Source organism: Tistrella arctica, assembly GCF_039630945.1.
In the GTDB taxonomy this organism is placed as follows: domain Bacteria; phylum Pseudomonadota; class Alphaproteobacteria; order Tistrellales; family Tistrellaceae; genus Tistrella; species Tistrella bauzanensis.
Genome location: NZ_JBBKTV010000006.1, coordinates 269,817 through 292,066 on the forward strand (window position 1 = coordinate 269,817; position 22,250 = coordinate 292,066).

General features: G+C 69.1%; 17 protein-coding genes. 7 read left to right on the forward strand and 10 right to left on the reverse strand.

Features of this window, described 5'->3' with window-relative positions; genetic code table 11:
- The first annotated feature begins 23 nt into the window (after positions 1–23).
- Positions 24–605, forward strand: coding sequence for an LOG family protein (locus tag WG924_RS15270; protein WP_345933909.1), 582 nt, complete (start codon positions 24–26; stop codon positions 603–605).
- Here the strand turns inward: WG924_RS15270 and WG924_RS15275 are convergent.
- Complete coding sequence (locus WG924_RS15275) at positions 538–1,509, reverse strand: DMT family transporter (RefSeq protein WP_345933910.1); 972 nt, start codon at positions 1,507–1,509, stop codon at positions 538–540. The genes WG924_RS15270 and WG924_RS15275 overlap by 68 nt on opposite strands.
- Before the next feature lie 109 nt (positions 1,510–1,618).
- On the opposite strand from WG924_RS15275, the gene WG924_RS15280 reads away from it, so the two are divergent.
- Complete coding sequence (locus WG924_RS15280) at positions 1,619–2,530, forward strand: LysR family transcriptional regulator (protein WP_345933911.1); 912 nt, start codon at positions 1,619–1,621, stop codon at positions 2,528–2,530.
- A gap of 31 nt (positions 2,531–2,561) precedes the next feature.
- Here the strand turns inward: WG924_RS15280 and WG924_RS15285 are convergent, their stop codons facing one another.
- The gene (locus tag WG924_RS15285) at positions 2,562–3,680 is read right to left on the reverse strand and encodes a CAP domain-containing protein (protein WP_345933912.1); all 1,119 of its coding nucleotides are present in this window, start codon (positions 3,678–3,680) and stop codon (positions 2,562–2,564) included.
- A gap of 220 nt (positions 3,681–3,900) precedes the next feature.
- Between WG924_RS15285 and WG924_RS15290 the strand changes: the two genes are divergently transcribed.
- Positions 3,901–4,443 carry a PaaI family thioesterase gene (locus WG924_RS15290; RefSeq protein WP_345933913.1) on the forward strand — a complete coding sequence of 181 codons (543 nt, stop codon included), beginning with the start codon at positions 3,901–3,903 and terminating at the stop codon, positions 4,441–4,443.
- Positions 4,444–4,471: 28 nt separating this feature from the next.
- On the opposite strand, the gene WG924_RS15295 is transcribed toward WG924_RS15290, so the two are convergent.
- Positions 4,472–9,346, reverse strand: coding sequence for an autotransporter domain-containing protein (locus WG924_RS15295; RefSeq protein WP_345933914.1), 4,875 nt, complete (start codon positions 9,344–9,346; stop codon positions 4,472–4,474).
- 263 nt (positions 9,347–9,609) lie between these two features.
- Between WG924_RS15295 and mtgA the strand changes: the two genes are divergently transcribed.
- Positions 9,610–10,347, forward strand: coding sequence for a monofunctional biosynthetic peptidoglycan transglycosylase (gene mtgA, locus WG924_RS15300; RefSeq protein WP_345933915.1), 738 nt, complete (start codon positions 9,610–9,612; stop codon positions 10,345–10,347).
- Positions 10,348–10,377: 30 nt separating this feature from the next.
- Here the strand turns inward: mtgA and WG924_RS15305 are convergent, their stop codons facing one another.
- A complete protein-coding gene (locus WG924_RS15305; RefSeq protein ID WP_345933916.1) occupies positions 10,378–12,594 on the reverse strand; it encodes a xanthine dehydrogenase family protein molybdopterin-binding subunit in 2,217 nt (738 codons plus the stop codon).
- A 4-nt stretch (positions 12,595–12,598) separates the two neighbouring features.
- Entirely contained in the window at positions 12,599–13,051 is a 453-nt protein-coding gene (locus WG924_RS15310; protein ID WP_345933918.1) for a (2Fe-2S)-binding protein, read from the reverse strand.
- Positions 13,052–13,196: 145 nt separating this feature from the next.
- Here WG924_RS15310 and WG924_RS15315 point away from each other — a divergent pair, with 145 nt between their 5' ends.
- Positions 13,197–14,126, forward strand: a complete 930-nt coding sequence (locus WG924_RS15315; protein WP_345933919.1) for a LysR family transcriptional regulator — start codon at positions 13,197–13,199, stop codon at positions 14,124–14,126.
- Between the two features lie 15 nt (positions 14,127–14,141).
- Here the strand turns inward: WG924_RS15315 and WG924_RS15320 are convergent, their stop codons facing one another.
- The 3 genes from WG924_RS15320 to WG924_RS15330 form a co-directional block, all read right to left on the reverse strand.
- Positions 14,142–15,047, reverse strand: coding sequence for a dienelactone hydrolase family protein (locus WG924_RS15320; protein ID WP_345933920.1), 906 nt, complete (start codon positions 15,045–15,047; stop codon positions 14,142–14,144).
- Positions 15,048–15,201: 154 nt separating this feature from the next.
- A complete protein-coding gene (locus WG924_RS15325) occupies positions 15,202–16,029 on the reverse strand; it encodes a class II aldolase/adducin family protein (RefSeq protein WP_345934136.1) in 828 nt (275 codons plus the stop codon).
- Positions 16,030–16,049: 20 nt separating this feature from the next.
- The gene (locus WG924_RS15330; protein ID WP_345933922.1) at positions 16,050–16,661 is read right to left on the reverse strand and encodes an HD domain-containing protein; all 612 of its coding nucleotides are present in this window, start codon (positions 16,659–16,661) and stop codon (positions 16,050–16,052) included.
- A 201-nt stretch (positions 16,662–16,862) separates the two neighbouring features.
- Here WG924_RS15330 and WG924_RS15335 point away from each other — a divergent pair, with 201 nt between their 5' ends.
- Positions 16,863–17,561, forward strand: a complete 699-nt coding sequence (locus tag WG924_RS15335; protein ID WP_345933923.1) for a Crp/Fnr family transcriptional regulator — start codon at positions 16,863–16,865, stop codon at positions 17,559–17,561.
- A complete protein-coding gene (locus WG924_RS15340) occupies positions 17,558–18,223 on the forward strand; it encodes a GDSL-type esterase/lipase family protein (RefSeq protein ID WP_345933924.1) in 666 nt (221 codons plus the stop codon). Before WG924_RS15335 ends, WG924_RS15340 begins: the two co-directional genes overlap by 4 nt.
- An 11-nt stretch (positions 18,224–18,234) precedes the next feature.
- Here the strand turns inward: WG924_RS15340 and WG924_RS15345 are convergent, their stop codons facing one another.
- A complete protein-coding gene (locus WG924_RS15345) occupies positions 18,235–19,320 on the reverse strand; it encodes a LysR substrate-binding domain-containing protein (RefSeq protein ID WP_345933925.1) in 1,086 nt (361 codons plus the stop codon).
- 58 nt (positions 19,321–19,378) lie between these two features.
- On the reverse strand, positions 19,379–22,198 hold the full coding sequence (ileS, locus tag WG924_RS15350; protein WP_345933926.1) for an isoleucine--tRNA ligase: 2,820 nt from the start codon (positions 22,196–22,198) through the stop codon (positions 19,379–19,381).
- Positions 22,199–22,250 lie beyond the last annotated feature (52 nt).

A 22,250-nucleotide genomic window follows, 5' to 3' on the forward strand; every position in this document is an offset into this window, starting at 1 on the left:
CTTCGGCATATTGAGGAGAGACTATGAACCGGCTTTGCGTCTTCTGCGGCTCCAACCCCGGCGATAATCCGGCCTTCACCGAAGGCGCGCGGCGGCTTGGCCGTGAACTGGTCGCCCGCGATCTGGGGCTGGTCTATGGCGGCGGCCGCGTCGGCCTGATGGGCCAGGTGGCCGATGCGGTGATGAGCGCGGGCGGCACCGCGATCGGCGTTATCCCGCAATCGCTGGAAGACCGCGAGGTCGGTCATCGCGGCCTCACCGAGCTTCGGGTGGTGGGATCGATGCATGAACGCAAGGCGATGATGGCCGATCTGTCCGACGGCTTCATCGCCCTGCCCGGCGGCATCGGCACCTTCGAGGAGCTGTTCGAGGTCTGGACCTGGGCGCAGCTCGGCAGCCATGCCAAGCCCGTGGGCCTGCTCGACGTCGACGACTTCTATCAGCCGCTGCTGACCTTCCTGCACCATGTCGCCCGGCGCGGCTTCATGAAGCCGCAGCATCTGGACATGCTTCTGGTCGACACCGACCCTGCCCGGCTCATCGAGCGCTTCGCCGCCTATAAGCCGAAGGTGGAACACAAGTGGATCGAGATCGAGGAGCGGTGAGCGTCATGCCGGCGAGGCAGAGGGCCAGCCCCGCCACGGCCTGAACAGCCGGCGCCTCGCCGAACATCGCCCAGGCCCACAGGCTGGTCACCGGCGGGGTCAGCCACAGCAGGCAGCTGATCCTGAGCGCCGAACTGCGGGCAAGACACACCCAGTACAGGCCATAGCCGCCGAAGGTGGAGAACACCACCAGCCAGGCGATGCTGATCAGAATGCCGGGGGTGGGGCGCGGAAACAGGGCCGCCACGCCATCACTCACCCCCACCACCACCGCGAAGGCCACAGCCGCCGCGGCCGACTGCACCGCCAGCGACACGGCTGGCGGCAGGCCGCCCGTCGATCGCAGCGTCGCGACAACCAGACATGTCGTGCCCCCCAGGGCCAGCAATCCGGCCGCGACCATGTCGACCGCCGCAGCCCCGCCAGCCGGGGACATGCCGGCTGTGCCCAGTGTCACAGCGACCCCGGCGAGCCCCAGCGCCAGCCCGGCCATCAGCCGCGGCGATGGCATGCGCCGGTGGCGCGCCGACGCCAATCCCGCCACTGCCAGCGGCTGCAAGGCCGCGATCAATGCCGCGGTGCCCACGGGCATGCCGGTGGCGATCGCCCCGACGATCCCCCCGATATAGCCCACGATCGCCAACAGGCCGGTCAATGCGTGGCGCCAAAGAACCCGCGCGGCACCGCCAGCGGCCACCGTGTCCGTCAGGGCCCTCCGCACCTGCGGCAGCGCCGCCAGCACCAGGGCGGCCACCAGAAAACGCCACGCCTGAATGGTGAAAATCGGCGCGGCCTGATCCACCGACAACCGGGCGCCGACGAAACCCGAACTCCAGGTGATCACCAGCCCGGCCTCAAGGGCGATGGCGCCGGATACGGCGGCAAAGTGGCGTCGACCAACCATGAACAAACCTTCTCAAGCGTGGCGGGAACCGTCTGTGCTCCAGCCTCGCCGTTTGCTATGCTTCAGTATAGATGGCATGATCGAAAGCTGTTGTTCAGGATTTTTGAAGATGACACGCACCATCGACCCGGAACTGCTGCGCTGTTTCCGCAGCGTCGCCCGGCTTGGCCGGTTCAAGGCCGCGGCCGACCATCTGGGCCGCAGTCAGGCGTCGGTCAGCATGCAGATCAGGCGGCTTGAGGATCTGGTTGGCGCCCGGCTCTTGGATCGCGACAACCGCCATGTGGCGCTGACGCCGGCGGGCGACGCCCTGCTGGTCGATGCCGAGGCGCTGCTGGCACTCAACGATCGCATCCTGCGCCGGCTGGATCGTGGCGGCCGCCAAGGGCCGCTGATCCGTCTGGGCCTGCCCGATGAATACGCCGCCGACGTCATCCGCGATGCGCTGGCGATGGTGATCGCCGACCATCCCGGCACCGAGTTATCGGTTGAGACAGCACCCAGCGGTACATTGGCCGAGGCCTTCGCCGGTGGTCGCCTGGATATGGCGGTGATCGTGGCTCCCCATGTGTCTGGCGACGGCGCCGCCGCCCGGATCGATCCGGTCTGGGCCGGCGCCCGGCATCTGCCGGCGACGCCTCCGGATGATATCGACGGAGCGGCCAGGGAAAGTGGGCGCGCGGACGCCACGCCGCTGCCGCTGGCGCTGTATGATACCGGCTGCCCCTATCGACAGGCGGCGGCCCGGGCTCTGGCCGCGATGGGCCGGCTCTGGCGGCCGGTTCTGGTCAGCCCGTCAAACGCCGCTGTCAATGCCTGCATCGAAACCGGCATGGCCATCGGTGTGATCGATCGTCGGCGCCTGACCCCTGCCCTGCGCGAGATCGGCACCGATTGGCACCTGCCGCCCCTGCCCACCCATGGCCTGCATCTTCACCGCGCCGCCCAGGCGCGTGGCCCTGCCTTCGACACCCTGGAGGCAGGCCTTCGCCATGCCTTCGCCCGCATGGGGCGCATCTGACCGGCGCCCGATGCCGATCACGACCGGCGGGTCAGCCCGGCGCCCCGGTCGCGATCAGCCGGAACGGATAGGCCACCACCCGCGACACGCCATACACCCGGATGTCGCGGATCTCCACCTGATATTGCACGCCTGACTGCACACCGTCGAGCTTCCAGTACAGGACGTTGGGCAGGCCGAATCCTTCATAATCCTGCCTCACGTCGCGAACCGGCAGCGCCCGACCATCCGGCCCCGTCACCCGGATCACCGCCCGGTCGAAATCGACCACGCCACGGCCATTGTCGCCATGCGGGCCGCGATCGGCCAGAATACTGACCGACAGCGCCACCTTGTCCGAGGGGAACAAGTGCCGTGGATAGTCGCCGAATGGATAGGCGATCACCGCGGTGCCCAGTTGGCTGATGTCCTGACGGGGGCCGACGACACGGATGGCATCGGCCGAGAACAGCTGAACGTCCGGCCGACCTGGCGGTCTGCCGATCACCCGGCCATAGGAGATCGTGTCCAGCGCCGGCATCAGCAGCCAGCGCCGGTGTCCAAGCCCGGCCACCTCCTCATCGATCAACCACAGGTCGATGCCCGATGGCACGACATGTTGCGCATAGCCGCCACTCTGGGAGTGCTGCCCCAGATTGCTGGTTCGCGCACCCTCGGCGCCGGCCTCGGTCCAGCACAGCGCGTCGGAGGTGGGCTGATGGGTCAACGCGGCATTGGCCGCCATGATCAGGGCGGCCGCCGTCGTCGACGCATCATCGGCCGGCTCATACCGCACCGGTGGCAACCGGTGCAGGGCGCGGACGTGGTTCACCTGTTCAAGCACGCGCTGTCGTTCCGCCGCCTTCAGTAGGCCTGGATCGCAGCGTCCCAGATCGGGCAGCCGGTCATACAATGCCGATACCGGCACCCGGCCTCGGGGAAACCGCATCGGATCCACTGCCACCGGCGGCAGATACACCAGATCCGGATGGACAACGCCGTCCAGGGCGACGATGACATCGTCGGCATCGTCGACAGGCTTCGGGACCGAGGCTGCCGCGATGACATCACGATCATCCTCACCGCCGGCACAGCCGGCCAGTATGCCCACCAGCGCCAGTGCGCACAGCACGCCCAGTCTCGACAGTGTGGTCTTCCGGTGCCGCACCATCCGCCCTCGCTGCCACCTCGTTCACCAGCCACCATCATACCGTATTGTGGAGACAGGGACACCATATCGGTGCGCCACATGGCCTTGGGGGCTGCCAGGCGAGGCGCTGCCAGATCGGGTGCTGTCGGCGCCGCAGCCTCTTCTGCCAGCGCTTGCCGGTCATGCTGCTGCGCGGTATCCCTGTCTGAACAGACAGGCCTTCAATGGAGCCCGCCCCGCCATGACCACCGAAATCGCCGCCGCCGCCGACACCACCGACAGCCGCAATGTCGGCGTCGCCAGCATCGAGCAGATCGAAGGATTGAGCGGGCTTGAGATGCTTCAGCGCCTGATCTCAGGCGCCCTGCCCCGGCCCCCGATCGGTGCCACGCTGAATTTCGATCCCGAAGCGGTCGAACATGGCCGCGCGGTGTTCGCGGGCACGCCGCTGGTCGACCACTACAACCCGATCGGCACGGTTCATGGCGGCTGGATCGCCGCCATGCTCGACAGCGCGCTGGGTTGCGCCGTGCACAGCACGCTCGCCGCCGGCAGCGCCTATACCACCGTCGAGATCAAGGTGAACTATCTGCGCGCGGTCACCGCCCAGACCGGCCGCATGCGCGCCGAGGGCAAGGTGATCCATGTCGGCCGCAGCTTCGCCACCGCCGAGGCGACCCTGACCGATGCGGCGGGCAAGCTCTATGCCCATGCCACCACCACCTGCGCCATCTTCCCGCTGGCGCGCCGCGCCGCCGCGGCCGCCAGGGCCGCGGCGGACTGACCGGTCCGTCACCCGGTCAACCGGTGCCTCACCACGACAGACGCAGGCCCGCCGTCAGGCGGTGATCGTCGCCGGTCTCGTCGATGCTGCCGGCATAGGCGGCGCCGATCGTCACCCCGGCCGCCACATCCACCGCCACCTCGGCGCCGAAGCGGCCGGTGGTGCGGCCCTGCGACACGCCGTTCACCTTGAACCGGTTCGCCGGATCATCGGCGAAACTGGCCATCAGGCTGTTGTCGCGGTCGAGCAGTTCCTGGCCGATGCCCAGGGTGAAGCTGGGCCGGACCACGACGTCACCGGCAGCGGCATCGCCGAAGCTCGCGCCGAAGCGCAACCCGGCAAAGGCTTCCAGCCCCTGCACCGTCGCACCCTCCACCCGCAGCGAGGCGGCACCCGCGCCGGTCTCGGTCACGTCATCGCTGCGCTGATGATCGAAGGTCAGCCGCAGCATCGGCGTCACTGTCCAGGCCGGCGCACCGGCCGCGGCCTCCGGCGTGCCCGGCTTTGCCCCAGGCACGACGATATCGGTCGACACCCCGACGCTGGCGGTGATCTGGTCGGTATCGAAGCTGCCGGATGCCGTCCGGCCGATGCCGCTGATGCTGCGGCTGGCATCGGAACTGGCGCGGGTGAAGGCCACCGCCGCATCCAGCATCACCGGCCCCGCCGGCACCGCGCCATAGGCGCCGACATGCCAGCCGGTGGTGTCGATGTCGGCATCGCGGTCGCGGGCCGACATCCGGCCGTCGGTGACACCGGCCGCAAGCCCCAGACGGGCATCCTCGCCCACCGCGAAGTCGATGCCGACGGCGGTGCCGGTGCTGCGCCAGCGGACATCGCCCACCGCATCCTCGCCGCTGGTCCGGCCGGCATTGCCGAAGCCGGTGATCCAGGCGCCGCGATGGCCGGCGCGACCGGCCTGGGCCGCGCCATCGACAAAGGCCCGGCCGGTGCTGCGCAGATACCGCCAATGGCCGGCATATTCGGTGCCGGCCAGATCGCCCAGCGCCGCCGCGACACCGGCATCATCCAAAGCGGCAAGCTGGGTCAGCAGCACATCGCGGTCGCCGGTCGCCGTCAGGGCCTGGGCCTCAAGCACGCCGGCAACGCCACGGGCGGTTTCGGTTTCGGCCAGCGCCCGGAAACCGTTGGCGGTATCGACCAGCCGGAGCGAGATCACGTCACCCTCGATCAGCACCCCACCCAGCAGACCGGCGCGATCGGTCTCCACCCGGTCGAAACCGCCGGTCACGCCACCTGCGGCGGTCAACAACTCGGCGCTGGCATAGCGCGGGGTCGATCCGTCGAACGAGGTCAGCGCCAGGGTGCCGCCCTGGATATCAGCGGCACCGCCCACCACCAGCCGGTCGGTCAGCGCGCCGCCGGCGCCGTCATCGGCGTATTCCATCACCAATGTGCCGGTGCCGGTCTGGGTATAGTCAGCCGTGACGGTCAGCGTGCCGATCGAATTGCCCGGCGCCACCGTGCCGGCATTGATCAGTTCGCCGGTGATCCGGCCAGTGCCCGACAGCGTGCCGGCACCACCGACGCTCAACCGGTCACCGGTATAATGACCGTTCAGGGCCACACCGCCGCCGGTGATATCGAATGCCGCTGCCAGCAGATCACCATCGAGGCGCCAGGTGCCGGCGTCGGTCTTGTCGATCAGGCCGAAGCCCTGAAGATCGTGTTCGAACCGGCCGGCGCCACTGAACCGGGCCACACTGTCCTGTCGCAGCCGCGCCTGTTCCAGCGTGTTGTTGGTGCCGGCCAGAATGTCACCACCGATCGCGGCGCCGGCCTCCACGATCAGATCGCGCGTGCCGGCGCCATCCGCGAAGACCACCGCCCTGCCAGCCTCGTCCGCCGCCACCGTGCCGCCGATATCGGCAAAATTACTATCCCCGCCCTGGAAGACCACGCCGCCATCGATCGTGCCGCGATTGACCAGGGTCAGCTCTGACGCCACGCCATCCCCTTCGCCATCCGGGGCTTCGCGCAGCACCACACCGGTCTCGCCCGATATCTCGCCCTGATTGTCGACCGTCACCACATCACCGCCGACCGCCAGCCCGATCGCGGCGCCGGCGATCACACCGCCATTGGCGACATCGACGCGCCCGCCCTGAATGGCGAGGCCGATATCGCCACCGCCGATCAGCGCCCCGGCGGCGTTCGACACCGACACGATATCGGCCGCGAGGCTGGCGCCGGTGCCGCCTTCGCTTGCGATCGTGCCGCCATTGCCGAGCAGGATATCGGCCGCCACGAGGTCGACCGCCGGTCCGTCTTCCGCCGCGATCGTGCTAGAATTGGCAACCGCGACCGCGCCCTCGACATCAGCACCCAGCGCGGCGCCATTGCCATGAGCCAGGATCAGGCCGTCATTGGCGATGACCGTCTCCAGTTCCGCCGGGCCGGTTACGGTGTCGACGTCACCGATCGACACCGCACCGGCGCCGCTGTCGATCACGCCGGTATTGACGATCAGCCCGCCACTGCCGGCCAGGACCGCCACCCCGTCGTCGTCGTCACCATCAAATGTGGGATCGGTCGAGGAAATCCGCCCGGCATTGGTCAGCGAGGTCACCCCCGCCAGGATCATTGCCGGCCCCGCGGCTTCGATAACACCACCCTCCGCATTGTCGACCAAGGCGTCGCCTTCGACGATGATCGCGACCGCGCCGGTCGACCGGATGGTCCCGGCATTGACGATCAGTGCCTCTCCCTTCAGGTCGATCGTATCGCCTTGGGCGGTGATCTCGGCCCCGGCAGCGTTATCCACAAGAGTAGCGTCACCCTCGACGGCGATGGCGACCTGATCGCCCCTTATCAAACCGCCGGCGTTGACGATGCCGACATCGTCACCTCTGGCCGAGATCCCAACCGCGCCGGCAATCTCTCCGCCCGCGTGGTTGGTCACCGTGCCGCCAGTCGCAGAGATCGCCGTACCGCCGGCCGAGATGGTGCCGGCATTGTCGATGGCGATCATGCCGTCGGCAGCGACGCCGGCCACGGCCCCGGTGATGATGCCGGCGTTCACGATGCTTGTGGTGCCTGTCGCCACACTCACGATGCCCGCGCCGGCCGCGCCTTCGATCCGGCCGGTATTGACGATCCCGGCCGTCCCGCCCTGAATGATCAGGCCCATCTCGCCGCCACTGATGATGCCGGCATTGTCGATCGCGGCACGGTCGACGCCATAGAGCAGCGCGCCGGTATCGCCCGACACCACACCGCCATGGTCGTTCACCAATCTCACGGCGCCGCCGGTCAGATCCACGGCCACCGGATCCCGGTCGTCGTCATCCTCGCGGCCGGCGGTGATGACGCCCTGATTGTGGACGGTCATCACATCGGCGGCGCCGAAGACGCCGGTTTCTCCGCCAAGGATCACGCCGGTGTTCTCGACCAGTCCCGACGCGCCGGCGACCACCTCCACGCCGGTCTCGAACACGCTCTGGATCAGGCCCTCATTGCCGACCCGGACGATATCGGCCTCGACCGCGACCGCATTGCCATAGCCGGCGTGGATTTCACCGGCGCTGTCATTGGTGATCTCGACCTCGTCGGCGGTGAAGACCGCGATCCCGTAGGCGCCTTCGATCCGGCCGTCATTCTCGATCAGCACGTCCTCGGCATCGGTGATCAGCACCCCGATATCCAGGCCACCAAGCCCGCTGTCATCCTGGATGCCGGATCTGATAAAGCCGTCATTGATCAGTTCGACATCGCCGCCGGTCACGTCGATGCCGATGCTGCTCCCGTCGATCACCCCGCCAAGGCGATTGATGATCCGGGTCTCGTCGCTGTCAAAAACCGACAGTATCGGCTGTGAAATCCTACTGTCCGGAGCCAGGAACGCGCCGGCATTGTCGATCTCGACCGCAGCTCCCGCCAGGACAGTGCCGTTGCCGCCCGTCACCACGCCGGTGTCGCGATTGACCAGTCGGATGGTGCCGTCGCCGCCATCCCCGTCCAGCCCGCCGATGACGCCGGCATTGTCGATCAACGCGCCCTGGTCCGACAGGACACGCAGCCCCTGATCGTCGCCGACGACCAGCCCGGTCGCCCTGTTCACCACCACCACCTGATCGCCGCGCGCCAGCAGACCAAGCGCGTCACGGGCCGCACCATCCTGATCGTCAGCCGGCCGGGCGCCGGCGATGGCGCCGTCATTGACCACCGTGACGGCACGGCCATCCACAACCGCGCCGCGACCGGTGCCGATGATGAGGCCGGTCTGGCCGTTCTCCAGCAACGCATCATCATCGGCGGTCATCTTCAGGCCGACATGGCTGGACGAGGTGATGCGCCCCTGATTGTCGACGCTGGTCTCGCCACCGCGCAGCACGGCGGCACGGCCGCCGATGCCACCGATCAGAGCGTCCGTGCGATTGACCAGCCGCGCGGCCTCTCCGGTGATCCGCACACCCGGGCCACCCGCGCCCAGCACAGTGCCGGCATTGTCCACCGACAGGGTGCCGGTGGCATCGTCGCCGCCCAGCACCACGCCGCGACGGCCCAGGATCACCGCGCCGGCGCTGTTCTCCACCCTGTCGCCGGCCATCCGCACGCCGTCGCCTTCCGACAGAACCAAGCCGTCATTCGCGAAGGTCCAGCCCTGATCGCGGCCAAGCACGGCCGGCCGGCCGGTTTCGACCAGCCGGGCCTTGCCCACGGCCAGACGCACGGTGGTTGGAAGGTCCGACAGACGTTCCAGGCGCAGCGTCGTGTCGCCATCATCGGCCGGCACCTCGGCCGCATGGGCCGGGCGTTCCGCCGGTGCTGCCGCCCATACCATCACCGTCGCGGCAGCACCGGCGAGCAGCCGGCGATGCAGGGCGGTCAGGCGCGCCACAGCGGCACCATCGGTGGTGGCACGGGTTCTGAGACGCTGCATCTGGATGTTTCCTTGGTCTGCGGGGACACTCCGACACACCCGGTGCGCGGGGGCCGGTCGTGGAGACAGGCCCGACCATGACCCGTGGCAATCAGAACCGGAAGTCACCAATCATGCACAGATCAACCCGGGTTTACGCAAGGCTTACGGCAGATCCGGTCGCGGGCATGCGCGCGCCGCCCGGGGCTCGACGCCGGCGCCCGGCTGCGGCATTCTGGGCCACGGTTTCATTTCCGCGGTTCCCGATGCCGATCTGGAGGAAGATGCCCGCCCCTGCGCCGAGGCCGCTGGCAACATGGCTGCGCCGCCAGTTACATCCCGTGCTTCACCGCCTGTGGCGGGTTCTGCGCGCGGTTCTGCTGACCGTGCTCGCGGTATGGGCGGCGATGCTGGTCGCCTATCGCTGGGTCGATCCGCCGGCAACCCCGCTGATGCTGATCCGCCTGATCGATGAAGGCCGGATCGATTATCGCCCGCGCGGTCTGGACGAGATCGCGCGCAGCCTGCCGCAATCGGCCATCGCTGCCGAGGACAATAATTTCTGCAACCACAGCGCGGTCGACTGGCCGGCGGTGCGGGTGGCGATCGACGACTGGCGCGGGGGCAAGGCCCTGCGCGGCGCCAGCACGATCAGCATGCAGACCGCTCGAAATCTGTTCCTGTGGCCGGGCGGCGGGTTCCTGCGCAAGGCGCTTGAAGTGCCGCTGGCCTATGCGATCGAACTGGCCTGGCCGAAATGGCGGATCATCGAGCTTTATGTGAACGTGGCCGAATGGGGGCCGGGTCTTTACGGCGCGGAGGCAGCGGCCCAGACCCATTTCGACAAGCCCGCCGCCGCCCTCACATCCCGAGAGGCGGCACTGCTGGCCGCCGTGCTGCCCAATCCGCGCCGCTGGTCGGCGGGCGAGCCAACCCGCTACATCCAGGGCCGCGCCAACACCATCGCCCGGCGCGTGGGGCAGTTGGGGCCGGCAACCGCCTGCACGGCGCCGCCAGCCTGAATTGAAAACCCGCCGCCAGCCCGCCCCGCCTTATGCCTGCATCAATGCCATCATTCGCTCAGGCGTGAACGGCATGTCGCGGATCCGCTTGCCGGTCAACTGAAAGATGGCGTTGGCGACGGCGGCACCCGTCATCGGCACCCCGATCTCGCCCGCCCCTGAGGGGGCCGCGTCCGACGGAACGATGCGGATGGCGATCTCGGGCACCTCGTTCATGCGGATCGGCTCATAATCATAGAAGTTGTTCTGCTCGATCATCCCGCCGGCGATGGTGATGCGTTCTTTCAGCAGGCCCGACAAGCCGAACACGATGCCGCCTTCGGTCTGCGCCTCAAGATTCTTCGGGTGGATCGCAAGGCCGGCGTCGACCGCGGCCCAGAAGCGGTGCACGCGGATCCGGCCGGATGACCGGTCGAGCGAAATCTCGGCGACGCCGGCCCCGAATGTGGTCTTGTAGCCGGCGAAGGCCAGCCCGTGGGCGCGGCCCTGCGGCGCCCGGCCGAAGCCGGACATGGCCACCACCGCATCGAGAACCGCGCGCCCGCGCGGGCTGCCGGCCAGAAGCCGCTGGCGGAACCCGACCGGGCCCTCCCCGGCGGCCTCGGCCAATTCGTCGATGAAGGCTTCGCGGACGAAACAGTTCACCCCCCAGCCGATCCCCCGCCAGGCCGACACCCGCGCGCGCCGCTCGGATATGACATGCTCGGCCAGAAAATCCGGGATGTCATAATCGTGGCTCTCGGTGCCTTCCATCACCAGGAGGTCGCGGTTATTGGCCGACGCCCAGCGCGGCGGTGCCGCGAAGGCCAGGATGGACGGGCTGGCGACGCGATGGCGCAGGGCCACGACCCGCCCGTCGCCATCGAGCGCCGCCTCAAGCCTGTGGGCGGTCGCGGGCCGCAGCCAGCCGTTCTTGACGTCATCCTCGCGCGTCCACATCAGCTTGACCGGTCGTTTGACCGCCTTGGACAGCAGCAGCGCGTCGCGCAGAACATCGCGGGCAAAGAATGTCCGGCGCCCGAATCCGCCACCCATCTGCATGGCGTGAAAGCGGATGCGGTCGGGCGTCGTCGCCAATGTCTGGGCGGCGGCGGCGATGGACAGCGTCTGGCTCTGGGTGCCAAGCCACACTTCGGCGCCCCGGCCATCGGGATCGACGGCGGCAACCGCGGCCAGCGGTTCCATCTGCGCGTGATAGACATGCTCGGTCGTGTAGACCGCCTCGACCACCCGCACACCCTCGGCACCGAGCCCGGCCGCCACGTCACCCCGGGTTTCCCAGGCGGTGCCAGACCGGGCGGGATCGCGAACGGCGGCGACCTCCGCCGCCAGATCGGCCGCGCTGTCGGCATCGCGGAACGGCGAGGTCGTCGTCCATGTGACATCGAGCAGATCGCGGGCCTGAAGGGCTGTCTCCCAGCGCGTCGCGACCACCGCCACCGCACCAGGCAGCGTTATGATCTCGATCACCCCCGGCACGCGTCGCGCGGCGGCATCGTCGACCGTCGCCGGCGCTTCCCCCTCCACCGGCGCATGCAGCAGGGCGGCATAGCCCATCTCGGGCAGGCGGACATCGATCGAATAGACCGTCTCGCCCCGGGTCTTGGCCGGAATATCGCGCCGGCCCGGATCGGTGCCGATCAGGCGATAGGCGGCACGCGGTTTCAGATCGGCATCGGTGATCGCGGGCACGTCGGTCACGAGCCGCGGCAGGGCCGCGATCTGCCCGAAGCTGAGGCGGCGATTGCCGGGCCGGTATACGACCGCGCCGGCCTCGGTGGCCAGTTCGGCCGGCGCCAGATCCCAGGCCGCCGCGGCCGAATGGATCAGGATCCGCCGCGCGCCGGCGCCGGCACGCCGCATGACGTCGAAATAACCCTCGACCGAGGAACTGCCTGCCGTGAACAGGATGCCCCCGGTCCTGGGATTGCCATAGATCGCCGAATTGTCCTGATCGACCTGGGCCACGCGGACCCGGGACCAGTCGGCATCGAGTTCCTCGGCCAGGATCATCGGCAGCGATGTCATGACCCCTTGCCCCATTTCGGTCGCGGCGAAACGGATCGTGACCGCGTCATCCGGCGCGATGCTGACCCAGGCATTGACCGGCGCCGGGGTGACGGTCGGGCCCTGCGCCTGCGCGCCCTGTCGGAACACCCGGATCGCGCCATCGGCCAGAACGGCGAAGGTCAGGGCGCCGGTGCCGCGAAGGAAGCCACGGCGCGTCATGCTGGCGGTGATGGTCATGGGGTCAGCCCTCCTCTGCCGCGCGTTCGATGGCTTTCACGATCCGCAGATAGGTGCCGCACCGGCACAGATTGGCCGACATCGTATCGACGATCTCCGCGCGCGCCGGCCGCGGATTGGTGCTGAGCAGGGCTGCCGCCTGCATGATCTGTCCGGACTGGCAATAACCGCATTGCGGCACCTGTTCGGCGATCCAGGCGCGTTGCAGCGCATGCTCGCCCGTGGGCGACAGGCCCTCGATCGTGGTCACGGCACGGCCTGTGGCCGCGTCCAGCGGCACCTGGCAGGCAAAGGCCGCCTCGCCGTCGAGGTGAACCGTGCAGGCGCCGCAAACGCCCGCACCGCAGCCGTATTTGGTGCCGGTCAGGCCCAGATGTTCCCTCAGAATCCAGAGCAGAGGTGTCTGCGGGTCGGCATCGATGTCGACGCCACGTCCATTGACGGTCAGGCCAGCCATTGATCAGTCCTCAGGATGATGCGGTCAGACGGCGCCGGCCATGCGCCGGCGCCGGACCGGACGTTTTCCCTGAGACATGATGGAACGGTTGAGATTGTTCGATAATATGCTCAGTTCTTATCGATCTGATTAGAACAGGTTTACAATGAAACGTCCCAACCTTGCCGAACTGGAGGTCTTCGCCGCTGTGGCGGATGCGCGGAGTTTCCGCAAGGCCGCGGCGGAGCGGGGCGTCTCGGCCTCGGCGCTCAGTCAGTCGATCCGGAACCTTGAGGAACGTCTTGGCGTGCGGCTTTTGAACCGCACCACCCGCAGCGTGGCCCCGACCGACGCCGGCGAGCAGCTTCTGCGCCGGCTGCGCGTGGCCCTGCGCGACGTCGCGGAGGCCGTCGACGACATCGAAGGCTTCCGGCACCGGCCAGCCGGCACCATCCGCATCAACGCACCCAACCCGGCCATCGACTTTGTCCTGCAGCCTCTGGCCAAAGCCTTTCTCGATGCCTGTCCGGATGTGGCGCTGGAACTGATCAGCGACGCCGCCAAGGTCGATATCGTCGATGGCGGCTTCGATGCCGGCGTGCGATTCGGCGAGGAACTGGCGCGCGACATGATCGCCATCCCGCTGGGCCCGCCCTTGCGCTATGTGGTGGTGGGCGCGCCCAGCTATCTGCGCGTGAACGGCACGCCCGCCACGCCCGACGACCTGACCGGCCACAACTGCATCCGCCAGCGCTTCCCTGGCGGAACGCTATTCCACTGGCGGTTCGAAAAGGCGGGGCGCGCCGTCGCCATAGCACCCGAGGGCCGGCTGACGGTCAGCAGCGCACACCATGTGATGCGGGCGGCGCAGGACGGGATCGGCCTCGGCTGGGTGCTCGACGGCTACGCACGTCCCTTCCTGGAGGCGGGCACGGTCGTGCAGGTGCTCGACGACTGGTCGCCCCGCATTCCGGAATGGTATCTGTACTATCCCAGCCGGCGGCAGATGCCGCTCGCCATGCGCGCCTTCCTGGACTTCATCGCCAGCCGGCGGAGCAGCCTTCATGTCCCTGCCGCACCGCCGCCGGCACGATGATAGCGGCGCGTGCCGTCAGGCGACGCCGTGGTCGCGGAACCAGGCCAGACAGCGCGCCCAGCCATCGGCCGCCGCCTCGGGCCGGAAGCTTGGCCGGTAATCGGCATTGAAGGCATGGGGGGTGTCGGGATAGACCACGATCTCCGAAGACGCGGCGGCGGGTGTGCCGGCGGCGGCCAGGGCCTGACGCATCTGCTCCACCGTCTCGACCGGAATCCCGCTATCGGCGCCGCCATACAGGCCCAGCACCGGCCCCGACAGGTCGCCCGCCACATCCACAGGCTGGCGCGGGGTCAGATCGGATGCCGCACCGACCAGCCGGCCATACCAGGCCACCCCGGCCTTCACCGCATCGTTATGGGCGGTATACAGCCAGGTGATGCGCCCGCCCCAGCAGAAGCCGGTGATGCCCAGCTTCGTCGGGTCGCCGCCAAGCGTCGACCCGGCATGGGCCGCGATCGCGTCCAGATCGGCCATCACCTGGGCATCCGGCACCTTCGACACCACGGTTGAGATGATCGTCTGAACGTTCGGCAGCGTCGCCACGTCGCCCTGCCGGGCGAAGGGATCGAAGCTCACCGCCAGAAAGCCCTGATGGGCCAGCCGTCGGCAGACATCGGCGATGTGTTCATGCAGACCGAAGATCTCAGGCGCCACCAGCACCGTCGGCAACATGGTGCCGCCGGCCGGCCGGGCCGAATAACAGGGCACGTCGAAGCCCGCGACCGGCAGCGTGAACCGGCCTTCGTCCAGCCCGGTCGCGTCGGTGGTGACGCGGGTTTCCGCCCGCACCGGCAGGGCCGCCACGGCGAAACCCATGCCCATGGCGCCACCCACGGCCAGCGATCCCAGGGTGAAGCCGCGCCGGGTGACGGTCACAGGTGGCACCAGACTTGCCAGATCCGAATCGTGATCAGTCATCTTCCAAGGCCTCCGGTTCGGGATGCGACCGGCGGTCATCGCCGCTCGCTCCCTTAGCCAGATGGGCGCGCCTGCGGCTGCAACCATCGCCGGTGGCGAAACGGTGCATGCACGCAGACGAGCCAATGCCCTCACCCCATGCAGATCAGGCGGTTCAGTCCAGCAGGTCGGGCTGTTCCTTCACGATCCGGGCATAGAGCGGCTGGAACTGGAACCAGCCGGCCTGGGCGGAGCCGACCACGGAATAGGACTGTCGCGCCGAGTCGTCCGAGATGACCTTGGGCGTGCCGGCAGCTTCCGCCATCAACTGCACCTGACAGCAGCGCTCCATGGCGACATACCACCACACCGCCTCGTCGACGCTGCCGCCCACCGTCAGCAGACCGTGATTCTGCAGGATAGCGGCCTTGTTGTTGCCAAGGGCGTTGGCGATACGGTCGCCTTCGTCCAGTTCCACCACCACGCCGCCGAAATCGTCGAACAGCGCGTGATCGTTCCAGAACGCGCAGCTATCCTGGGTGATCGCGTCCAGCGGCCGGCCGAGTGTCGACCACGCCCGGCCATAGACACCATGGCTGTGGGCCGCGGCCATCACGTCGGGGCGCGCCTTGTGGATGCGCGAATGGATGGCGAAAGCCGCCGCATTGCAGATCGCGTCGCCATCCACGACATTGCCGTCTTCATCCACCCGGATCAGGTTCGACACTTTGATCTGGCTGAAATGCACCCCGAACGGGTTGGTCCAGAAGGTGGTTGGATGTTCGGGGTCGCGCACGGTGATATGGCCGGCAACCCCTTCATCCAGATTGAAGCGGGAAAAGATCCGGAAGCCCGCGGCCAGCCTCTGCTTGGCATGCAGGCGGGCATCCTCCACCCGCTCGAAGCGGGGCGCGCGCGGCAGGTTGCCATAGCGCGCGGCGGCGCCGCTCATCGGTGCGGGCTCGGTGGCCGGGCGTCTGGCCTCGCTCGCCGGCGCCATCATTGGTGTCTGCTGAACGGTCATCACGCAACCTCCTCCATCGCGGCCTTGTAGACCGACTGCCTGGGTGCTGCGAACACCCGGCGCAGCATCGGCTCGAACGCCTCCAGCGGCATGCAATCGGCCGCCGCATCGAAGGCCGGCGCGTCATAGACCTCGCAGAACCGGGCCGTGCGGTCGAAATTCGGATGGCCCCGGAACTGTTCCCGGATGTCGCGGTCCAGGCCGATATGGTGGAAGAAATAATAGCCCTGGAACAGCCCGTGCTTCTCGACCATCCAGTGATTGTCGGGCGACACGAACGGCTTCACGATCGCCGCCGCCACATCCGGATGGTTATAGCTGCCCAGCGTATCGCCGATATCGTGCAGCAGGGCGCAAACCACGTATTCCTCGTCCTCGCCCGCCTGATGGGCCAGCGTCGCGGTCAGCAGCGAATGATGCAGGCGGTCGATGGGGAAGCCGCCGAAATCGCCATCCAGCAGCTTCAGATGCGCCATTACCCGGTCGGGCAGGGCGCGGGCATAGGCGCGGAAGCTGGTGGCGATACGGGCCCAGTCTTCGGCGGTGCCCTCCTGCATGCGGCTGAAGCCGGCGCGGGCGGCCGGATCGTCATGTCCTCGGATCGCGTTCATCGCGGAAATCGTCCTCCCTCGGGTGCGGCAGCGGCGCCCCCACGGGGCGGTCGCGTTCGTCATTCTCGGCCGGCAACACATTCGGTGCCTTGCCCGGAAGCCGGTTCCGGGACAAACATGGTACTGTCAGGCCGATGGACGGTCTGTCTTCGATGCGACAGTCACCCGCCACCGCGCCCCCCTCATCCCGTCGAGTTCGTCATGCCCGCGCCGCCACCGTCCGATCAGGCACCCGTCGATGCCGGCATTCAGTTGACCGGGTTGCCCGAGGATGCCGCCCGTCTGCTGGCGGCGGCGGGAACCCGGCGTCGTCTGGGCGATGGTCAGTTGATCCATGCCAAGGGCGACGAGGCCGACGCCCTGTTCGGAATCGTGTCCGGCGCCGTGCGCATCGCATCCGCCGGCAATGACGGTCGCGAGTTGATCATTGCGGTGCTTGAACCGGGTGAGTGGTTCGGCGAGATCGCCCTGATCGATGGCGGCCGCCGCACCCATGATGCCGTCACCCTGGGCGAGACCGAGTTGCTGGTGGTGCCCAAGCCGGCCTTCCACCGGCTGCTGGCCGACCATGCCACGCTGTCGCACCAGCTTCTGGTGCTGCTGTGCCGGCGGTTGCGCATGACCTTTTCGGCGCTGGAAGACGAAGCCTTCCTGCCGCTGGACCGGCGGCTGGCCAAGCGGCTGCTGGCCCTGGCCGATGCCTATGGCGAGCCCGACGGCGCCGCCACCCGCATCGCCCTGCATCTGCCGCAGGAAGAACTGGGCCACATGCTTGGCGCCTCGCGCCAGACCATCAACCGCCTGCTCGGCACCTGGGCGCGTGACGGGTTGATCATCCGCGCCTATGGCCGGATCACCCTCACCGACCGTGCCGCGCTGACCAGGATCGCATGCGCATGACGACGATGCCCCGTGGCACGCACAATGGACCGGCCGGTGCCGGACAGCCGCACCAGATGCGGATCTGCTTCATCGGCGACAGTTTCGTGGCCGGTGCCGGCGACAGCGCCTGCCTGGGCTGGGTGGGGCGGGTGGCCGCCGCCGCCCGCGGCCGGGGGCTGGACCTCACCGCCTATAATCTGGGGGTGCGCCGCGACACCACCCGCGACATCGCCGAACGCTGGATCGCCGAGTCCCGCACCCGGTTGCCTGACGGCATCGATGGCCGGCTGGTGTTCTCGTTCGGGGTCAATGACCGCACCGACGCCGCCACACCGTTCGGCACCCGTATCGCCATGGCCGAAAGCCTCGCCAATGCCGAGGCGATCCTCAGGGTGGCCAGTGCCCGGCGCCCGGTGCTGATGATCGGCCCGCCGCCGATCGCCGCGGGCGAGGCCGACACCAATCTGCGCATCCGCGCGCTGTCGGATGCGCTGGCACCGGTCTGCCATCATCTGGACGTGCCCTGGCTGCCGGTTTTCGATGCGCTGGCGGCCGATCCGGTGTGGATGGCCGAGGTTGCGGCGGGTGATGGCGCCCATCCCGATGCCGCAGGCTATGGCCGCTTCGCCGGTCTGGTCGAGGCCTGGCCGGTCTGGCGGCACTGGACCGGCCAGGCCTGATATCACCCGTATCAGGCAGCGCCGGTCGCCGCCGGCGTGCGCGCCATGTCCGGCGTGTAGGCCATGTCCGGCGTGCGGGCAACCTCGGCCAGCAGCCAGTCGCGGAACGCCGCCACCACCGGCCGGCGCAGGGCGGTTTCGGTGGCGACCAGATAATAGCCCCAGCCATCATCGGCCTCGATCGCCGGAAACAGCGACACCAGCCGCCCGGCCGCGACCGCATCGGCCACCAGGAACGGCCGGCCGATGGCGATGCCCTGGCCGGCCTCCGCCGCCTCGATCACCGCGGTGCTTTCACTGAACACCGGCCCCGTCAGCGGGCGCGCATCCATGGCCGCCGCCGCCACACGGGTCGTTGGCACGCAGGTCGTGGGCACCCTGGCCGCGCGCAGCCAGCAGCCCCAGTCATCCAGTTCGGCGAAATGCAGCCGGGTTTCGTCCAGAAGATCGGCCGGAACCAGATCGGGCCGGGCATGCAGGCGCGCCGCCACATCCGGCGCCGCCACCGGCATCAACCGCTGGCGGCCAAGCGGCACCACCACCAGCCCGCGCCAGACGCCGCGCCCCCAGCGCAGCGCGATATCGGCCTCGCCCCGCGCCAGATCGACGTGGTGGCGCTGCGAATCCAGCCGCACCGCCACATCCGGCCGTGCCTTCAGAAAGCCACCGATCCTTGGTGCCAGCCACAGGCTGGCAAAGCTCGGCGGCACACCCACGGTCAGCACGTCGGGTGCCGTGCGCGCCAGCGCGCGTTCATAGGCATGGGCCAGCCGGTCCAGCGCCTGTTGTGCCGCCTCGGCCAGATCGGCGCCGACGGGGGTCAGCCGCACGGCGCGGGCCGACCGGTCGAACAGCTTCAGGCCCAGCCGGTCCTCCAGGGTCTTCACCTGCTGGCTGACGGCGCCGGGCGTCAGGCCAAGCTCGTTCGCCGCCGCCGCCATGCCGCCGGTGCGTGCCGCCGCCGAGAAGGCCCGCAAAGCGTTCAGCGGCAGGCGCGCAATGGTGCGCGCGCGCGCCACCTCCAGCCCCGACAGGTCATGGCGGGCGCCGGCAGGGTCGGGCTCATCGGGCAGCGGATCGATCAGGCGCTCGGACATGGCCCAAGCTTAAGCGGCCAAGGAGGCGCGGTCCAGCCGCGCCCCCGGCCTTGCCGGTTCAGCCGACGGCATCGCAGCGCGGACACAGATCGCGCGGCGCCACCAGCACCGCCACCGGCTGGCGGCAGCGTCGGCAGACCGGGCGGGTCGACCGCTCCAGACCCACCACCCGCGGCTGACCGTCTCCCGCGTCGCGGTGCACGGTCAGGGTCGCCACCCCCAGCAACAGCCGCAGCTCGGCCGTGGTCAGATCGGCCGCCATCGCCCCGGGCAGGTGCAGGGTCAGCGCCGCATGGTCCAGCCGGCCGATCTGCCCGGCACGGCGGGCCGGTTCCGCCGCGGCCCTGACGGTGGCGCGCAGGCCGTCGAGATGACGATTGGCCAGGATCGAGCCCGGGTCCAGCCAAAGCGGGTCCACCGCCGGCCACAGCCGCTCATGGACGCTGCCGGCGCCATCCCCCCAGCGGGCGCGCCATGCCTCTTCGGCGGCAAAGGGCAGGATCGGCGCGATCCAGGCGACCAGATGGTTGAACACCCGCGCCAGCACCGCCGCCACCGCCCGCCGGCGCGGACTGGTTGCCGCGTCGCAATACAACACATCCTTGCGCACCGCGAACCAGCCGGCCGATAGATCATCCGTGCAGAACCGCACCAGCCGGTCCAGCATCGCCGCCGGATCGGTCGCGTCCAGATCGTCGCGCAACGCCCCGTCGATCTCGGCCAGCCGCGACAGCAGCAGCCTCTCAGGCCGCTCCAACCGGTCCGCCGGCGGCACGAGCCCCGCCGGGGCGGCGGCCAGATTGCCCAGCATCCAGCGCAGGGTGTTGCGGATACGACGTAGGGTTTCTGCATGCAACCGCATGGTCTCAGGGGCGAAGCGCACATCGCGCGCGGTATCCGATGCAGCCACCCACAGCCGCAGCACATCGGCGCCCCATGCATCGGCCGCATCCAGTGGCGACACGCCGTTGCCGGCCGATTTCGACATCTTGCGCCCGGCATCGTCCAGCACGAAGCCATGGGTGCGCAGGGCGCGGAACGGCGCATGGCCGCGGGTGGCCACCGCCTCGATCAGCGACGACTGAAACCAGCCGCGATGCTGGTCCGACCCTTCCGAGCACAGATCGGCGATCGTGCCCAGCCCGAAGCGGCCCTCGACCACCCAGCCATGGGTGCAGCCGCTTTCGAACCACACATCCAGCACGTCATCCACCCGCAGCCAATCGGCCGGATCATGGCCTCCCTCCGGCAGATCGGCGCCCAGCACCTCGGCCGGATCGGCCGCGAACCATGCCTCGGCACCGCCGGCCAGGATCAGATCGCGGCTGCGGGCCAGCACCGCCGGGTCATCCAGAACCGCGCCGGTCCGTCGGTGCACGAACAGGGCGATCGGCGCGCCCCAGGCACGCTGGCGGCTGATGCACCAGTCGGGGCGGCCATCCAGCATCGCCAGCATCCGGTTGCGGGTTTCGGGCGGCAGGAAGGCGACCCGTTCCAGAGCCGCGCGGGCGCGGGCACGCAGATCGTCGTCGATCGCCAGATACCATTGGTCGGTCGCCCGCCAGACCAGCGGCGCGCCCGACCGCCAGCTATGGGCCGCGTCGTGCACGCCCTGGCCCAGATGCGCCACCCGGCCCAGATCGGTCAGGGCCCGGATCACCCGATCGTCGGCATCGCCCGGCAGGCCCCGCTCGTCAATCACCACCGCGCCGCCGAAGGCCGGCAGCCCGGCGCAATAGTGCCCGTCTGCCTCCATGATAACGTCCACGGGCAGGTCATGGCCCAGGCCCAGCCGGTGATCATCCGGCCCCAGCCCAGGCGCCACATGCACAAATCCGGTGCCGGCGGTGGTCTCGACGAAACCGGCGGTCAGCAGCGGCACGGTCGGGCCATAGCCCAGCGCCGCCAGCGGGTGGCGCAGCACCGCGCCGGCCAGGGCCGCACCGGTCAGTGTCATCAGCGGCAGGCCTGCCGCAAGCCCGGTCTGCGCCACCACCGCATCTGCAACCGCCGCCGCGACCAGCACCCGCGAGCCATCGGACAGGGGCAGCAGGTGGTAATCGGCATCGGCCGCCGCCGCCACCGCCCGGTTGGCGGGCAGGGTCCAGGGCGTGGTGGTCCAGACCAGCAGATCGGCGCCCGCCAGATCCGGGCAGCCTTCATGGGCCGCCACCGCCATCCGGAAGGTCAGCGACCGGTATGGGGCGGGCTTGTACACCACCTCGGCATCGGCCAGCGCGGTTGCCTCGGGCACCGACCACAGCACCGGGCGCCTTGCCCGGAACACCCGGCCATCGGCCAGCAGCCGGTGCAGCTCGGCGACCATCGCCGCCTCGGCCTCGGCGCTCATGGTCAGATAGGGATGATCCCAGTCGGCCAGCACCCCCAGGCGGCGGAAGCCATCCGCCTGGCGTGCCACCCAGTGTTCGGCGCGGGCGCGGCAGGCGGCACGGAATGCCGCCGGGTCGATGTCGCGGCGCTGGCGGCCCTGGCCACGCATCTCATCTTCCACCGCCCATTCGATCGGCAGGCCATGGCAGTCCCAGCCCGGCACCAGCACCGCATCATAGCCGGCCATCCGGCGGGCACGGACCAGCATGTCCTTGAACAGCTTGTCGACCGCATGGCCCATATGGATGTCGCCATTGGCATAGGGCGGGCCGTCATGCAGCACCCAGCGCGGCCGGCCGGCGCAGGCATCATGCACCCGGCGATGCAGCGCCCTTGTCTGCCAGTCGGCGACCAGCGCGGCCTCGGCCACAGGGTCGCGGCGGGCGGGAAACGCGGTTTCGGGCAGCAGCACCGGTGCTGCGGCACCATGATTGGTGCCGTGGCTGGCGGCATGATTGTCGAGGGTGGTATCGAGGGTATCGGTCATTGTCGGTCTTCCGGATCGTGCCGCCCCATCCGGGCGGCGCGACAGCGGCGAT

What these genes read in the sequence shown, in the direction of transcription:
- WG924_RS15270 (WP_345933909.1), top strand. Translation starts at nt 24, where the DNA reads ATGAACCGGCTTTGCGTCTTCTGCGGCTCCAACCCCGGCGATAATCCG.
- WG924_RS15275 (WP_345933910.1), bottom strand. Translation starts at nt 1,509, where the DNA reads ATGGTTGGTCGACGCCACTTTGCCGCCGTATCCGGCGCCATCGCCCTT.
- WG924_RS15280 (WP_345933911.1), top strand. Translation starts at nt 1,619, where the DNA reads ATGACACGCACCATCGACCCGGAACTGCTGCGCTGTTTCCGCAGCGTC.
- WG924_RS15285 (WP_345933912.1), bottom strand. Translation starts at nt 3,680, where the DNA reads ATGGTGCGGCACCGGAAGACCACACTGTCGAGACTGGGCGTGCTGTGC.
- WG924_RS15290 (WP_345933913.1), top strand. Translation starts at nt 3,901, where the DNA reads ATGACCACCGAAATCGCCGCCGCCGCCGACACCACCGACAGCCGCAAT.
- WG924_RS15295 (WP_345933914.1), bottom strand. Translation starts at nt 9,346, where the DNA reads ATGCAGCGTCTCAGAACCCGTGCCACCACCGATGGTGCCGCTGTGGCG.
- mtgA (WP_345933915.1), top strand. Translation starts at nt 9,610, where the DNA reads ATGCCCGCCCCTGCGCCGAGGCCGCTGGCAACATGGCTGCGCCGCCAG.
- WG924_RS15305 (WP_345933916.1), bottom strand. Translation starts at nt 12,594, where the DNA reads ATGACCATCACCGCCAGCATGACGCGCCGTGGCTTCCTTCGCGGCACC.
- WG924_RS15310 (WP_345933918.1), bottom strand. Translation starts at nt 13,051, where the DNA reads ATGGCTGGCCTGACCGTCAATGGACGTGGCGTCGACATCGATGCCGAC.
- WG924_RS15315 (WP_345933919.1), top strand. Translation starts at nt 13,197, where the DNA reads ATGAAACGTCCCAACCTTGCCGAACTGGAGGTCTTCGCCGCTGTGGCG.
- WG924_RS15320 (WP_345933920.1), bottom strand. Translation starts at nt 15,047, where the DNA reads ATGACTGATCACGATTCGGATCTGGCAAGTCTGGTGCCACCTGTGACC.
- WG924_RS15325 (WP_345934136.1), bottom strand. Translation starts at nt 16,029, where the DNA reads ATGATGGCGCCGGCGAGCGAGGCCAGACGCCCGGCCACCGAGCCCGCA.
- WG924_RS15330 (WP_345933922.1), bottom strand. Translation starts at nt 16,661, where the DNA reads ATGAACGCGATCCGAGGACATGACGATCCGGCCGCCCGCGCCGGCTTC.
- WG924_RS15335 (WP_345933923.1), top strand. Translation starts at nt 16,863, where the DNA reads ATGCCCGCGCCGCCACCGTCCGATCAGGCACCCGTCGATGCCGGCATT.
- WG924_RS15340 (WP_345933924.1), top strand. Translation starts at nt 17,558, where the DNA reads ATGACGACGATGCCCCGTGGCACGCACAATGGACCGGCCGGTGCCGGA.
- WG924_RS15345 (WP_345933925.1), bottom strand. Translation starts at nt 19,320, where the DNA reads ATGTCCGAGCGCCTGATCGATCCGCTGCCCGATGAGCCCGACCCTGCC.
- ileS (WP_345933926.1), bottom strand. Translation starts at nt 22,198, where the DNA reads ATGACCGATACCCTCGATACCACCCTCGACAATCATGCCGCCAGCCAC.